The organism is Halomonas qaidamensis (assembly GCF_025917315.1).
Classification (GTDB): Bacteria; Pseudomonadota; Gammaproteobacteria; order Pseudomonadales; family Halomonadaceae; genus Vreelandella; species Vreelandella qaidamensis.
Genome location: NZ_CP080627.1, coordinates 3,169,442 through 3,184,113 on the forward strand (window position 1 = coordinate 3,169,442; position 14,672 = coordinate 3,184,113).

Genomic DNA, 14,672 nt, shown 5'->3' on the forward strand with positions numbered 1-14,672 from the left:
TTAGCCCGCCTGACGCCAACGCTGAGCGTTGGTTAAGAGAACGTGGGTAAGCGCAGCGTGAAGCAGTTTAACCACCAGCGAGGTCAGGAAAATCAGCACAGCCATGGCCGCGGCGCTAGCAAAATAGCCCGCCTCATCCAAATGCAGTACCGCTACCGAAGCAAGCCGCGTATCGCTGTTATAGAGGAACACTACCGCAGACACTGTCGTCATCGCATTGACGAATAGGTAGACAGAAATATCCAACACGGCAGGCAGCGATACCGGCAACGTCACGCGGCTAAACGTGGTCCAGAACGGTACTTTTAACGAAGCCCCCACGGCCTCAAACTCTGGATCTAGCTGTTTCAGCGCGGTGACAGAGGTGAGGTGACACACCGTATAGAAGTGCACTAGCGTGTTGAGCACCAGGATCGCCATGGTCCCGTACAGCCAATTAAAGGGGTTTCCTGCCTGGTTGAAAAAGAAGATATAAGCCAGGCCCAGCACCATGCCCGGCACCGCCATGGGTAGCATGGCCATAAAATGCAAACCTTGGCGCAATGGGCGATAGCCTTCACTCTTTTCTATCAGCCATGCATTAAAGAAAATAACCAGTGTACCCACTAACGCGACGCTAAATGCCAGCTTGAGGGAGTTGAACCACGCCCCCCAGCCACCGCCCGCTAAACCTTGAAAGGTGTAATGCTGCAGCGTGAACGACAGGTTATAGGGCCAAAATTGTATGAGCGACGCATACACTGCGGTACCAATAACCAGCAGAATAACGCCCGCAACCGAATAACACAGCAGCGCAAACGTCCAGTCTCGCAACGGGTTAGGCGTTGGTTGCCATGGCACTGCCCGAGCCGAAAGCTGAGCCACTTGGCGTTTTTGTATCCAGCGGTCAACGATGAACGATAGCACCGCAGGCATTAGCAAAATAACGCTAACCACCGCGCCCATTTGGAAGTTCTGCTGCCCCACCACTTGGCGATACACATCGGTGGCAAGTACGCTAAATTGGCCGCCAATAATTTTCGGCACACCAAAGTCGGTAATGGCTAGCGTAAAGACGACGAACAGGCATGAAATCAGCCCGTAACGCACCCCTGGCAGGGTAATCGTCAAAAACGTACGCCACTTCGGCGTGCCCAGTGCTTCTGCTGCTTCATAGAGGCGTGCATCGCTATTGGTCAGTGCAGTGGTAAGCAGCATTAGCGCATGGGGAAAAATCCAAAAACTCATGCCCATTACAATGCCAATCGGTCCATAAATCGAATGACCAGCCAGCACGTCGCTCAAAAAACCCTGGTTACCAAACAGATACACCAAGCTAATGGCGGGTAGCAACGAAGGTGCCAAAATGGGCAAAATCGCCAACATTCGAAAGAGCCGTTTGCCTGGCATACAGGTACGGGTAATGCCGTAGGCGCATAAAAAAGCGAGCCCAGCGACGACCACCGTCGTGGTGAACGCAACGCGCAATGAATTGGCAATCGAATTGACCAATGCTGGCGTTTGAAAATACTGTACGAAGTTAGCTAGCCCAATAAAGTCGCCGCTGCGGTCTTGCAGGCTTTTCACCAACATCGCAAATAGCGGAAACAGCAGGCCGAACACTAACAGCGCCACGCCCGCTAGCAGCACAATCAGGCGTATTAATGCTTCCAGCGAAGGCGTTGATGCAGTCGCTAAAGATGTACTCGCCTTCATGACTGGTTGCTCCCTGCCGGGTATAGACGGGCAGCATCGGCAGGCAAGTGAATCCCCAGGGTTTGCCCTAGTCGCAACCCTAGTGTGGCGCTATCGCGGCTGGGAACATCAGCCAGCAACCGTTGCTCGGTACCGTTAAGTCGCAGCGATACCCGCTGAAATGCACCTAAAAATTCAATGCCTATGACATCACCGCTCAGCTCAGAGATGCTGACACTAAGCGCGACTGCTTCGGGGCGAATGGCCAATTGAGCTGCTTGGTCTTTCGCGTAGGCATGCGGCAAGCAAGGGCATGAAATAGTGCCTAGCAACGCGTGGTTATTCGCCTGTGCGGTCACCTCTAGAAAGTTCATCGTGCCGATAAATGACGCCACAAAAGCGCTAGCAGGCTGGTGGTAGATCTCGGCAGGCGTACCCACTTGTTCGATCACTCCGTGGTTCATCACCACGATACGATCAGCCATGGTGAGCGCCTCTTCTTGATCGTGGGTCACCATAATGGTGGTCACGCCAAGACGCGCCTGTAGGGCTTTGATCTGATGTCGCAAATGGCCGCGTACTCTCGCATCCAGCGCTGAGAGCGGTTCATCCAGCAGTAACAGGCCAGGCTCAGTCGCCAGCGCCCGCGCCAACGCAACCCGCTGCTGCTGCCCGCCAGAAAGCGCGGCAGGGTATTTATGTTCGCTACCGCTAAGATCAACGAGTGCCAGTAACTCCGCCACGCGGGCATGAATAGTCGCCCGATCACTGCGACGGTTGCGCAACCCGTAGGCAACGTTATCGAACACCGTCAGATTGGGAAACAGCGCATAAGATTGGAACACAATGCCAAAATCCCGCGCCTGCGGGGGCAGCGTGGAAATATTCTTGCCACGCTGAATTAGGCTACCTGATGTTTGCTGTGTTAAGCCTGCAATGGTGCGCAATAGCGTTGTTTTGCCACAGCCAGAAGGCCCTAAAAAGCAGACAAACTCGCCTTCCTGAATCTGTAGCGCAATGCTGTCCAGCGCGGTAAAGCTACCGAAGCGCTTAGTGACGCCATCTATGCTTAGGTGCGCAGAGGGTAAGTGGGGTTTCGCCGCCGAGTGAGCCGTCAGCGGCGATGTCAGTGTGGTCTGCATAACATCTCCAAGCCCCGGCCTTGGCCGGGGCAACTGATTCGTGCTTACTGTTCGGTTTTACCGTCGTAGCGGCGCTGCCACTCTGCCAGCACGCGCTCACGGTTAACCGCGGCCCACTGGAAATCGGCATCAATCATGCGATCCGCAATGTCAGCGGGGTAGTTTTCAATCGGCTGCGCCACACCTGGGTAGGCCACTACGGCGTAGCCTTCGTTATAGAGTTCGTTAGCCTCACGGGAAACGGCCCAATCCATCAGCGTTTGTGCAGCTTCCTGTTTGGCGGTACCCGCAACGATAGCGGCAGCCTCCATATCCCAGCCAAGACCCTCTTCAGGGAAGACCACTTCAATCGGTGCACCTTGGGATTTCAAACGTGCCCCGCGGAAGGCAAATGACACGCCAACCACTGCTTCCCCGGTGGCCGCCAGGCTGCAAGGAGCAGAGCCAGAGTGGGTGTAACGGGAAATGTTGTTATGCAGACGGTCCATGTAGTCCCAACCTTGCTCTTCACCCCACAGCTGCATCCAGCTGACCACGTCCAGATAGCCGGTGCCGGAGGAGTTGGGGTTAGGCATGATCACATGCCCTTCAAACTCAGGCTGGGTCAGGTCTTCCCAGGAGGTCGGCATGGGCACACCCTGTCGCTCGCCCTCAATGGTGTTGTAGCAAATGGCCGCTACCCAGGCGTCCATGCCTACCCACGCGGGGTCTTCACCGTTACGGTATGCCGCATCAATAAATTTGGGATCGAGATTTTCAACGCCAGCGGGGGCGTAGCGTTCAAGCATGCCCTCTTCTTCAAGCACCAGCAGACTGGTAGCGGCTAAGCCCCAGATAACGTCTGCCTGGGGATTATCTTTTTCTGCCAGCAGACGCGCAGTAATCACGCCCGTAGAGTCTCGCACCCAGTTAATAGTGATATCGGGGTGGGCGGCATTGAAGCGTTCGGCGTATTTTTGCAGGTCATCTGACTCAACGGCGGTGTACACCGTTAACTCAGTGGCGCTGGCCATAGAAGAGAAGGCAACAGCAGCTGTCGCAAGCAAAGCAGTTGCCATCTGATTAGGTTGGAAAAAGCGGTGAAGTGTCGACATGGTAGGCTCCCAGCGTGTTGGTATAGACCAGGAGTTTGCCGACATTAAATGACAGTGCGATGACGCTTGTTTGACCGATTTTTGAAGTTGTATTGTGACCCTTTACGGGCGTTATCACATAGCCGCCATCATCGCCGCGCGCTATTGCTGACCAGAAAGGTCAACGCTGATACACAGAGAGTCATGCAGCCAGTGCTCCTCATCAAACTCAATGGGGCGCTGTTGATCGTCAAAAATAGCGCGACAAATGTTCAGCCCTGCAGTGCCTGGGGCAACAAGTAACTCTTCAGCATCTAAGGGCGACAACGCTTCAGACACCATGCGTATTGAGCGATTGGCCAAGTGATGCCCCCAACGCTCTCTTAACAGCCCCCATAGCGACTGTCCGCTGTAGATATCTAATAGCTCGGGCGCACACTCTGGCACTACCCAAAGCGACTCCACCAGTACAGCGCGATCATCCACGTAACGGCGACGGCGAATATGGTGGAACGGCTGGTCATCAGCCAGTTCCAGGGCACGGGCAGCCGCCAGGTGTGGGCGGGTTTCAAGCATCAGAACCGCTGTACGTGGTTGCCGCCCCTGAGCGCGCACATAGTCGTTAAAACCTGCATCCCGGGTGGGGTCATACACCAGCCTAGCCGGTGAAATAAACCAGCCGCGCCGGTTGCTGCGGTGAATAAGCCCTTCTCCCTCCAGTTGTGCCAACGCTTGGCGCAACGTAACGCGGGTCGTAGAGAAGCGCTCTGCCAACGCTCGTTCTGCGGGTAACTTGCCTTCCCACTGCGTGGCATGCTGAGTGATTAAATAACGAAGTTGCTCTGTTAACTGTAAATAGTAAGCATCAGGCATGCGCCGATTTTCCTGATAGATCGTTGGCCGATGAAGCGCCTGACGACGCTGCCATTCGCCAGTCTAAACGCCGCCACCCTTCCACACTAGCGACCTCCGCCAGCACGGGGTCAGGGTTAACCGCCACTGGGCAGTCGACATACTGCAGTAGCGGGATATCATTGCGAGAATCTGAGTAGAACATGGTATGACTGGGGGTAATGTTTTGCTCGGTTAACCACTGTTGAAAACGCAGCACTTTTCCCCCGCGGTAAGAGAGCACGCCTTTGCTATGGCCGGTGTAGTTCGCCCCACTTGCCGCATGTTCAACACTCAGCTCTACCGCCAACACATGTTCAATCCCTAACATCGTCGCAATCGGTGCGACCAAGTGATGCGATGACGCAGAAATGAGCACCAGGGTGTCGCCTGACTGACGGTGTGCTTCCAAGCAGCGCCACGCTTGATCAAAAATACGTGGCTGCAAATGAGTAGCGACAAAGCGCTCAACTTCTTTTTGCACATCCACCACCCGGCGACCCCGCAGCGGTGCCAAGGTCATTGCTAAGTACTCCTCTAACTTTAACTTACCGGCGTGATAAGCCTGCTGCATCTGCTCGGCACGGGCTATAAAGGTTTCGGCGTCGCTGATCCAGCCCTGCTCGATCATCCATAAATTCCAGCGGTCACTGCAGTCTCCATCCAGGAGGGTGTCGTCAAGGTCAAACAGGGCAAGGCGCATGAGGCACTCCTTTTTTCACGAGTTCGTTTTTTCACGAGTTCGGCGGCGCGTAGCGTATGCCAACGACGATGACAAGACGATGACGCCCTGACTGAAAATCGGAGTTGCCGATAAAAACTGCTGATCATGGTGCCTGACAGTGAAAATTATGGCGTTAACCACGTTGCCGCAAATTCATCGGCAGGTAGGGGATGTCCAAACCAATAGCCCTGTGCTTCGCTGCAGCCCATTTTTGCTAGCAAATCGGCTTGAGCCGGGCTTTCAACACCTTCTGCGAGGGTTTTCATATCTAGCGTGTCGGCCATGGCGATAATTGTTTGCACGATCGCACGATCATGATGGTTATCCAGCATGTCACGCACAAACGAAATATCTATCTTTAACGCATCTGCAGCGAAACGACGTAAATAAGAGAGTGATGAGTAGCCCGTGCCAAAGTCATCAATAAACAGCGCATAGCCTGCCCGCCGCATCGAATGAGTAATCGTGACCGCTTGATCGGGATCGCGCATAAAATCGCTTTCGGTTAGCTCTAATGCAATCGCACCCGGCGGTACACCGGTGGTCAACTTAGCCACATGCGCGGTTAATTGAGGATCGGCAAACTGTTGGGCAGAAATATTGATGGATAATTTACCCGGCAATGGCGTGTGTTTGGCTTGCCAAACGCCTAGCTGGCTTGCCGCTTCCTCCAACACCCAATCGCCCAGCATTCGGATTAGGCCACGCTCTTCTGCCAAAGGGATAAATTCGCCAGGGCTTACCCATCCCCACTCAGGGTCATACCAGCGACAAAGCGCTTCAGCCCCGGTTAGGGTTTTGTCTGCCAGACTAAACTGGGGTTGGAAGTAGAGCTCCAAACGATGCCCAAGAATAGCTTGATGCAATCGCTCGGTCATCCATTGTCGACGCTCTAAGGCATGCCGCATCGTCTGTGTATAGGGGCAAACGCTATTGTCACGTCGTTTTGCATGATGCAGGGCAATGCTGGCTGCGTTAAACAGCTCACCAGCGTCCGATACATCGTTAGGATAACTGGCAACACCAACACTGACATCAAGGTTAAAAACGCGATGCTCAAGCTGAATGGGACGTTTAATAATCTCACATAGCTGCAGCATTATTTCTTGGAGATGAACATCCTCTACACTGGGCAAGAGTATCGTAAACTCATCACCAGACAGTCGCGCAACAGCACACTTGGGAAAATTGGCTTGCTGCAACCGCTTGGCTACGGTCGCCAATAACTGGTCGCCTACTTGATGACCATGTAAATCGTTTACCTCTTTAAAGCGCCGAATATCTATTAGCAGTAACGAGAGAGAGTGATTTTGCCGGGTAGCTTCTTTTCCCATACTAGCCAATAGCTCAATGAAGCGCGCGCGGTTGGGTAAACCGGTGGTGCCATCGGTATAAGCGAGGCGGTGCATATGCCGATGGTCGCGGCGACGCTCTAATTCAGCAGCAGCACCTGTTGAAAGAATTTGTAGCACAGACGTTGCAAAGGCGTTGGTGGTGAGTGGTGATTGATAAAACACCATCATCACGCCAATAGCATCCCCCTTGGCATTATCTAAACGTCTGCCGATCCAGGCTTGGGTACCCAGCGAAGTTCCTGGCAACATAAAAGACTGGCCGCTTTGTGCAACACTTTCCCCTTCAAAAACAACCTTCTCAGCCGGCGTCCCACACAACATAAATGTTTGATTATCAACTAATTTACCACTTGCCACTAAGCTCACTGTGTGAGTTGTCATCGCTGGCAGCAACGTGCTTTTACGGGCGGCTGTTGAGCCCGAGTACTGGGGTACAGGTTGATCTAGCAAGGCGATAAACCCAGCATCAGCTTCTAATAAAGTGACCAACGTTGTAATCAATTGATGAAAGTAATCATCCCCCACTCGTGACGTTACAGTGGAGGCGACTTGCACAACCGCCTCTTGCACGCGCTGTGATTCTTGTTGATCGGTTACATCAGAGATAAAACCTTCAAGATAGGCAACCTGTCCTGCATTCCCCATGACAGCCTGCCCTTGCTCCCACATCCAGCGATGGCTGCCATCCCGATGGCGCAGTCTGTAGACAACGCGATAAGGCTGACGCTGCTGAATTGCCTGCTGTACGGCTAGATATAGACGATTTTGATCAGCCTCGTGTATCAGGGAGGCAAAACTTAAGAGCCTATTATCTTGTAATTCATCCGGGTGATAGCCCGTCAGCGCCTCGGCTCCTTGACTCACCAACTGCATCGTCCAATGACGATCATTGAGGCACCGATAGGCCATCCCCGGAAGATGGTTAAGCAGCGTATTTAAACGCCTTTCACTTTCGCGAGCGACACCTTCGCTGTGGCGAAGTGCTTCTTCGGCTTGGCAACGGCTCAGCTCTGCGCCTGCTTGAGCAGCCACAATGCGTAAGATTTCATTTTCAAGGCCATCCGGCTGCATCGGTTGATTACTTAATACCGCTAAAATACCAATGACCGGGCCATCTGCAGAAAACAGAGGCAACCCCATATAACTTTCAGCACTAAGCTGCCCAAGCAACATATCATTAGGAAAATGCGCTTGGACATCACAGGCATAAAAACAGGGCTCACGTCCTAAAACGTTTTCACACGGCGTTCCAGCAAGTGGATAAGAAAAATTGTCCTGATAACAGCCATTTGACCAAACGGCCAACGTTGTGGCCCTATGAGGCGTATCGACAACAGCGATTAAAGCATGATCAACACCAAGCAAACCGGCAAGTTGCTCGACAAGCGTTGCGTAAAAATCAGGCGTACCGCTTCGTCCCAGCCCTTCTGCCAACTGGCGAAAGATCTCTGCCGCTTCGTTCCTGGTGTGCATTGGCGCACTCACTTTTGTCATTCTAGAAACAGCTGTCCGCAAAGCGCTGTTTTAATAAATTACAGCGAACTACAGCATAAACAGCTATTTTACTGATTTACAATGCCTACATATGGCAATACCAGCGCATGCTGATTCCATGCTTGTACTCATAGAATATGCCCTTGTGGCTGATCGCTGTGTTGGACAGCACGTTTGGAGATAACATGACGGGCCCTTCAGCCGAAGATGAAACGCTTTATGCTTCGCTCACCAATGAGCTTCCCGCCTTTCTTACGGAAGCACTGCTGCAAACGGCGAGTTTACCTTCGTTACCTGCCGTTGCGTTGCAGGTACTCGAAGTCGCTCGCTCTCCCCACGCCCCTCTGGGCGAGTATGCGCGTGTCATTGAACGTGATCCTGGGTTAACAGCACGTCTAATCGCGGTCGCTAATAGTGTCTATTACCTACGCTCGGCTCCCCCAGCACAAACCAGCTTAGAAGCGACGCAACGCCTGGGCCTGGATGCCACACTTGCTACCGTACTGAGCTTCACACTACTGCCCTGGCCGCCGACAGAAACCGTGGTTATTCAAACATGGCGGCGTGCCATTGTTGCAGCGGTAGTGGCAGGTAAACTGGCTAACCAACTCTGCCCTACGAAAGTGGGCAGCGCGTTCACACTTGCCCTACTACAAGACATCGGCATATTGGCAATCATTACCACCTATCCTGACGAAGCAGATACACTATACGCTGATTACCAAGCGTCCCATGCACAGTTAATCAACGCAGAGCGCCACTGCTTTGGCAGTGATCATACGCGAATTGGCGCCTGGTTAGCCGCGAAGTGGGGGCTACCTTCTCCCATCGTGCGGGCTATTTACCAAAGCCATGATGGCTTTGTAACCGATGACATGGAGACTCTTTGCTTACGTTTATCAGGCGCTATCGCTGATGCTTGGCTTAGCCCTGAACCAAGTGTGTCGTTAGCGCTATTACTAAAACAGATAGCCATCGCGGAGACAGTGCCAACACATGCAATTGAAGCACTCTTGCACCGACTACCCGAAGAGATAGACCTATTAACGGACATTCTTAACCTTACGGCACCGTCGTCTATCGACAGCCATGCACTGCTAGCAGAAGCCAAACATTTGCTTTATCAACACTCACTAGCACTTACCGCACGGTTAGATGATCAACAGCAGCAGTTGAATACATTACAGTTGCACAACGCTGCATTAGAAAAACGCAGCCGTATTGACTCACTTACCCAGCTTGCTAACCGTGCTTGGTTAGAAAAACAGCTCGAAGAGCGCTTTGCTCTTTGTAACGAGCAACGCCGCACTATGTCGGTCATATTCATTGATTTAGACCACTTTAAAGTGCTGAACGACCGCTATGGTCATCAGGCCGGTGACTTGATTTTAGAGCGGTTTGGTAAAACGCTGGCGTCGTTAATTCGAAAAGGTGATTTAGCTGGGCGCTACGGCGGCGAAGAATTTTTAATTATCTTGCCTGATGAAACATCTCAAGCCGCTAAACAGTTAGCTGAACGGATTGAACTGCATTTAAAAGAGCAACCTATGCTAACCGTAGATCAGGAAGCGCTATATATAACAGCTTCCATGGGCATTGCGTGTTTAAGTGATGGCAATTTCCGCAATGAACGCGATCTAATAGATGCCGCCGACCAAAGCATGTACTTCATCAAACGCTCTGGCCGTCGGGGCATCTCTGTTTATGGTCAAGATTAGCCATGCCAATAGTAACCGTTATTCTTTTATTATCTGTTCATTGCCTCTGGTAGATATAACGCAATCTCTGGAAAGAGGTGCATAAAGGCAATTGCTAGCAGCATCAGTAAAAAGAACGGCAACGTAGCTTTCGTGATAGTGACAATATCTTTTCCTGTAAGCCCCTGAATTACAAATAGATTAAATCCAACAGGCGGGGTGATTTGCGACATTTCCACCACAATCACAAGATAGATACCGAACCAAATCAAATCGAAACCAGCAGCGCTAATGACCGGCATGATAATCGCAGTCACTAATAAAATCAGCGAAATACCATCCAGAAAACAGCCCATAATCAGTAGCAATAGCGTTAAAGCTACTAACAGCATTGTAGGCGATAACCCCATCTCACCAATCGCCCGTGCCAATTGCATCGGCACCTGAGTAAAACCCATTGCTGAGGTGAGAAATGACGCACCGGCAATAATAAAGGCGATCATGCATGCAGTACGCACGGCGGCAAATAACGAGCTGGTAAAGATGTCGCGATTAAAGTGGCCATTAAAATGCGCAATAACCATCGACAGCACAACGCCCACCGCTGCAGCTTCTGTTGGTGATGCAAGGCCTCCATAAATCGATACGATAATACCGCCAATAAGCAGCAGAATTGGCACCAGCGACCAGGTATTGCGCAGCTTCTCAACGAAGCTCATACCCGACTCATCAGCACCGGTTAACCCGTTTCGATTACCTTTCAACAGAGCCCACAACACGAGATAGGTCATGAACATGGCTAAGATCATCAGCCCTGGTCCAATACCTGCCATAAATAACCGAGTAATGGACTGCTCAGTCACTACACCATATACAATCAACACAATGGAAGGCGGAATGAGTAGTCCCAGCGTCGATGCGCTAGCCAAAGTGCCAATGGCCATATTGCTGTCATAGCCGCGCCGCTCGAGTTCCGGCAGGGTCATTTTCCCCACCGTGGCACAGGTCGCTGCCGAAGAGCCACATACGGCGGCAAACATGCCACTACCAATGATATTGGTATGCAACAGGCGACCCGGTAGGCGGTTTAACCAAGGTGACAAACCACGAAACATATTGTCGGCTAGACCCGAGCGAAACAGAATCTCACCCATCCAGATAAACATCGGCAACGCCGTTAAATCCCAGCCATAGCTCGCTCCCCAAAAATCCGAGGCAAGAATAGGGCCGGGGTCAAAAGGACTAAAAAACTGAAGGGCAACCCAGGCAGTGCCAATTAGAGCAAAGGCAATCCAGACGCCACTACCTAACAGCACCACGAGGGTAAAAATAGTAACCAAACTGAGTAATAGCACGAGGGTATCTCCCGAGTAGCGTCTTAATGCGCTTCGTTGTCGTCGATGGCGGTCACTTCACGGAAGCTCGCAGGGTCGCGAATGGCAATGCGCAGCGCTATCCACAGTGCCTCCATCAGCGCCAATGCCAACAGCCCTACCCCAACAATCAATACTGATTGAGGTATCCACAAGGGAATAGATAAAAAGCCTGACGACACGTCGTTGTATTGAAGGCTTTCCCTGGCTAATCCAATTAAGCCGTAGGCCAGCAAAAGGCTGATCACTACCGCAACAAGCAATCCAAACACCTCAAACCAGACGCGGATTGCAGCAGGTAAACGCGAGATAAGTAGCGTCACCCTAATATGGGCATGATGAACAAAGGTGTAGGCCAGCCCAAGAAATGTGGCGCCTACTAACAGATATGAAGCCATCTCAGACACGCCGGTGATGCTCACGCCAAGTCGGCTAAGGCCAACCAAAACCAGCAGCGCATCTACTAAGCGAAACGTGACCTGCAGTGCGATAAGTGCACAAATAGCCACCATACACGCGGCTGCACCCCAGGCACCGAGGCGGTAGAGTTTGTCGAATTTAAACATCATGTTCGCAGTCTCATTGAGCGCGTGGGTGGAAAGGGCGACACAATTAGCCGCCCTTAAAGCCAGCATTAGTTATTAAAACCAGTCATTAAAACCAGTCATTAAAACCAGTCATTAAGACTAGATACTAAGACCAGATACTAAGGCTCAGTTATCGCGCTGTTCGCGATAGCTCTCTAAGGCTTGCTTTGCATCGTCGTCAGCACGAGATTCCCAGTCGGCAAATAGCTCATCACCAGCCGCTTGCAGTGCAGCAGAAACCGCTTCATTAGGCTCAGAAACCGAAATACCATTTTCTTTCAGTGTTTCCAGGCTAGCCTCATTATTCTCGCGGCTCATTTGCCAGCCACGCTCTTCAGCACGCGCTGCGGCTTCCATTAGGGCATCTTGGGTAGCTTCATCTAAACGGTCAAAGCTGCGCTGGCTCATAAACACAATGTTCTTAGGCAGCCACAAGTTAGCATCGGTGTAGTCGGTCACGTAGTCCCAGGCAGCCATTGAGTTGCCGGTAGAACTGGACGTAATCATGGCATCCACACGACCGGTGCTAAATGCAGTAGGAATATCAGACTCCTCAGTTTCCGTCGGGCTGCCACCTAAATTATCAACGAAACGCTGAGTATTAATATTCGGCGCACGCACCCGCAAGCCATCAAACTGATCGGGGTCCGTTAACGGCTCAGAAGTGTAAATTCCCTGGGCGGGCCAAGCGACAGCATAGAGAGGAACCATTCCTTCATAGGCAAATAGCTCAGTAATCATCGGCTTAGTGGCTTCCCACAAGGCATAGGCATCTTCATAGCTACCGGCTACCCCCGGCAACGTATCGACTTCGAAAATAGGATCATCGTTTGAAAGAATGGAGAGAAAAACTTCGCCAGCATCAATCGTGCCGCGGCGCACCGACGGTTTAATTTCACCATGAGAAACCAGAGAACCACCGCTATGCACCGTAATGGTTAAATCACCATTAGTGGCTTCGGCCACATCCTCTGCAAACTGTTTGTTGTTTTGGGTATGGAAACTTGCATCACCATAAGGCGTTGCCATGGTCCACTCAGCCGCCTGAACGGTCGCCGCAGCAGCAAGGCTGCAAGCGGTCACTAGCAGTAATGGCGTTGTTATATGTTTATGCATGGGGACGTCCTCTTATTCATATTAATGGGAGTTCAGGTTAATCGAGGTGTTACTTCGGGGGTGGCAAGGGTCGCGCCAGGTTGAACCCAACGCCCGGTAAAACATGTATTTGCCATGTCAGCGCGCCGTTCTCTAGCATAGTTAGCGGCACACTCTTGGGCGATCCGGCCCACGCTGCGACAAAAGCGCGGGTGGTTTGCACTGCGCCAAATCACATCATAGTTCATCGGCGGCAAAGGGGCGGGGAGCGCTAAACGGTATAGATCACCCCGGCGCCACTCATCCAGCACGGTGGCAACAGGTAACGCGCCAATCCCCAGCCCTTCCATAGTCATCCGCGCAATAGTCATTAGCGTGCTGACACTGTGGATGCGCGGCTGCTGGACGCCCATATCAGCAAGATAACGTACCAATTCTTCATAAGGGCGGGCCTGCCGACCAAAGGAGATAAACGGCAACGCGTGACACCAAGCGTCTGGGCGTTCGCTTAGCAACGCGGCATGGCGAGGTGAGACAAACATGCCCATTTCATAAGGGCTTAACCTATCGCACTCAATTTGCTCTGGGGCTAGGTAGCCATTCATGGCCAGTAAAATATCGAGTTCATTACCTATCAACCGATTATTGAGGGCCGGCGAATAGTCGACAGTGAGCTCAATAATTAGCTTGGGATAACGCTCGGTAAGGCGCTGAATAAAATCAGGAAACCAACTATGGGCAATGGTTTCGATAGTGCCAAGCCGCAAGGGAGCGGAAAACGTTTCAGCGTTATCAAACAGCTTTAGCGCCTCGTCACGCTGATGCAGTATGCGCTCAGCATGCAGAAAGAATTCACGGCCACGCATAGTCGGCTGAATTGGACGCGCAGAGCGCTCAAGCAACAGCTCCCCAACGGTGCTCTCTAAACGTGAGATACGCTCAGAAATAGAGGGCTGGGTAATATGCAGGCGTACGGCAGCCTTGCGAAAAGAGCCCAGTTTTACCGCCCATACAAAAGCGTCTAGCTCTTTGAAATCAAGCATACATTTGCCTAACCAACGGTTGCAGTAATATCGGCAGAGGTTGCCACACAACGCAGGTAGCGTCGCGCGCTATGGCGCTCTCTAGCGCAATGTATCACTGAGTGAAACGAGCGCATTACTTTGTGATGCAATCTTAAGGCCAGCATGGTGGTGTTACCTATGGCGGCACACTGAACGCTAACAAACTGTTCCGTGGTCGGCATTTGCATGTTTCACTCCTTCAAACGTCTCACTAACCGCCGATTATTATTTCTGCTGCAGATATTTTCTAAAGCTGGCGTGAGCGCTTTTTTATAATCTTTTATCAAGTCGCTTTATTTATTTGATAATCGTAACCAAGCTCAGGGTCAACTATTTTTCCAATAAATAACAGCATGATAGGAAGCTCCGATACTCAGTATCAGTAAAAACGATTGGAACTTAACAAGATAGGTTCATATATTGGTTTTAAGCAACCATGCTGCTAACCAAGCTAATTAGTTACAACTGATGGTGTCGGCCGACATTTATAATCGGTACTTTAC

Annotated in this window: 12 protein-coding genes; 1 reads left to right on the top strand and 11 read right to left on the bottom strand. The window is 51.6% G+C overall.

All coding sequences use genetic code 11. From position 1 onward, the window contains the following. The 6 genes from K1Y77_RS14260 to K1Y77_RS14285 form a co-directional block, all read right to left on the bottom strand. The gene (locus K1Y77_RS14260) at positions 1-1,695 is read right to left on the bottom strand and encodes a putative 2-aminoethylphosphonate ABC transporter permease subunit (protein WP_030070634.1); all 1,695 of its coding nucleotides are present in this window, start codon (positions 1,693-1,695) and stop codon (positions 1-3) included. Then, the gene (locus tag K1Y77_RS14265; RefSeq protein WP_264429128.1) at positions 1,692-2,816 is read right to left on the bottom strand and encodes a putative 2-aminoethylphosphonate ABC transporter ATP-binding protein; all 1,125 of its coding nucleotides are present in this window, start codon (positions 2,814-2,816) and stop codon (positions 1,692-1,694) included. Before K1Y77_RS14265 ends, K1Y77_RS14260 begins: the two co-directional genes overlap by 4 nt. 44 nt (positions 2,817-2,860) lie before the next feature. Continuing rightward, the gene (locus K1Y77_RS14270; protein WP_051690116.1) at positions 2,861-3,910 is read right to left on the bottom strand and encodes a putative 2-aminoethylphosphonate ABC transporter substrate-binding protein; all 1,050 of its coding nucleotides are present in this window, start codon (positions 3,908-3,910) and stop codon (positions 2,861-2,863) included. A gap of 141 nt (positions 3,911-4,051) precedes the next feature. Continuing rightward, positions 4,052-4,762 carry a UTRA domain-containing protein gene (locus K1Y77_RS14275; protein WP_030070640.1) on the bottom strand — a complete coding sequence of 237 codons (711 nt, stop codon included), beginning with the start codon at positions 4,760-4,762 and terminating at the stop codon, positions 4,052-4,054. After that, on the bottom strand, positions 4,755-5,483 hold the full coding sequence (locus K1Y77_RS14280) for an HAD family hydrolase (protein ID WP_030070642.1): 729 nt from the start codon (positions 5,481-5,483) through the stop codon (positions 4,755-4,757). Before K1Y77_RS14280 ends, K1Y77_RS14275 begins: the two co-directional genes overlap by 8 nt. A 146-nt stretch (positions 5,484-5,629) precedes the next feature. Next, on the bottom strand, positions 5,630-8,332 hold the full coding sequence (locus tag K1Y77_RS14285) for an EAL domain-containing protein (RefSeq protein WP_264429129.1): 2,703 nt from the start codon (positions 8,330-8,332) through the stop codon (positions 5,630-5,632). A 206-nt stretch (positions 8,333-8,538) separates the two neighbouring features. Between K1Y77_RS14285 and K1Y77_RS14290 the strand changes: the two genes are divergently transcribed. Continuing rightward, the gene (locus K1Y77_RS14290) at positions 8,539-10,071 is read left to right on the top strand and encodes a GGDEF domain-containing protein (protein ID WP_030070647.1); all 1,533 of its coding nucleotides are present in this window, start codon (positions 8,539-8,541) and stop codon (positions 10,069-10,071) included. Positions 10,072-10,100: 29 nt separating this feature from the next. On the opposite strand, the gene K1Y77_RS14295 is transcribed toward K1Y77_RS14290, so the two are convergent. The 5 genes from K1Y77_RS14295 to K1Y77_RS14315 all read right to left on the bottom strand — a co-directional run bounded on the left by K1Y77_RS14295 (position 10,101) and on the right by K1Y77_RS14315 (position 14,357). Next, positions 10,101-11,405 carry a TRAP transporter large permease gene (locus K1Y77_RS14295; RefSeq protein WP_030070649.1) on the bottom strand — a complete coding sequence of 435 codons (1,305 nt, stop codon included), beginning with the start codon at positions 11,403-11,405 and terminating at the stop codon, positions 10,101-10,103. Between the two features lie 23 nt (positions 11,406-11,428). Further along, positions 11,429-11,992, bottom strand: coding sequence for a TRAP transporter small permease (locus tag K1Y77_RS14300; RefSeq protein WP_264017576.1), 564 nt, complete (start codon positions 11,990-11,992; stop codon positions 11,429-11,431). A gap of 144 nt (positions 11,993-12,136) precedes the next feature. Continuing rightward, positions 12,137-13,126: a TRAP transporter substrate-binding protein gene (locus tag K1Y77_RS14305; protein ID WP_030070651.1), complete on the bottom strand. Its 990-nt coding sequence runs from the start codon at positions 13,124-13,126 to the stop codon at positions 12,137-12,139. Positions 13,127-13,158: 32 nt separating this feature from the next. Then, entirely contained in the window at positions 13,159-14,148 is a 990-nt protein-coding gene (locus K1Y77_RS14310) for a LysR family transcriptional regulator (RefSeq protein WP_264017575.1), read from the bottom strand. A gap of 8 nt (positions 14,149-14,156) precedes the next feature. After that, positions 14,157-14,357 (bottom strand): hypothetical protein, encoded by a 201-nt coding sequence (locus K1Y77_RS14315; protein ID WP_030070654.1) that lies wholly within the window; start codon positions 14,355-14,357, stop codon positions 14,157-14,159. Positions 14,358-14,672: the final 315 nt, after the last annotated feature.

Bases quoted from the DNA above. Each gene is read 5' to 3' on its own strand.
- K1Y77_RS14260 (WP_030070634.1), bottom strand. From the start codon at position 1,695: ATGAAGGCGAGTACATCTTTAGCGACTGCATCAACGCCTTCGCTGGAA.
- K1Y77_RS14265 (WP_264429128.1), bottom strand. From the start codon at position 2,816: ATGCAGACCACACTGACATCGCCGCTGACGGCTCACTCGGCGGCGAAA.
- K1Y77_RS14270 (WP_051690116.1), bottom strand. From the start codon at position 3,910: ATGTCGACACTTCACCGCTTTTTCCAACCTAATCAGATGGCAACTGCT.
- K1Y77_RS14275 (WP_030070640.1), bottom strand. From the start codon at position 4,762: ATGCCTGATGCTTACTATTTACAGTTAACAGAGCAACTTCGTTATTTA.
- K1Y77_RS14280 (WP_030070642.1), bottom strand. From the start codon at position 5,483: ATGCGCCTTGCCCTGTTTGACCTTGACGACACCCTCCTGGATGGAGAC.
- K1Y77_RS14285 (WP_264429129.1), bottom strand. From the start codon at position 8,332: ATGCACACCAGGAACGAAGCGGCAGAGATCTTTCGCCAGTTGGCAGAA.
- K1Y77_RS14290 (WP_030070647.1), top strand. From the start codon at position 8,539: ATGACGGGCCCTTCAGCCGAAGATGAAACGCTTTATGCTTCGCTCACC.
- K1Y77_RS14300 (WP_264017576.1), bottom strand. From the start codon at position 11,992: ATGATGTTTAAATTCGACAAACTCTACCGCCTCGGTGCCTGGGGTGCA.
- K1Y77_RS14305 (WP_030070651.1), bottom strand. From the start codon at position 13,126: ATGCATAAACATATAACAACGCCATTACTGCTAGTGACCGCTTGCAGC.
- K1Y77_RS14310 (WP_264017575.1), bottom strand. From the start codon at position 14,148: ATGCTTGATTTCAAAGAGCTAGACGCTTTTGTATGGGCGGTAAAACTG.
- K1Y77_RS14315 (WP_030070654.1), bottom strand. From the start codon at position 14,357: ATGCAAATGCCGACCACGGAACAGTTTGTTAGCGTTCAGTGTGCCGCC.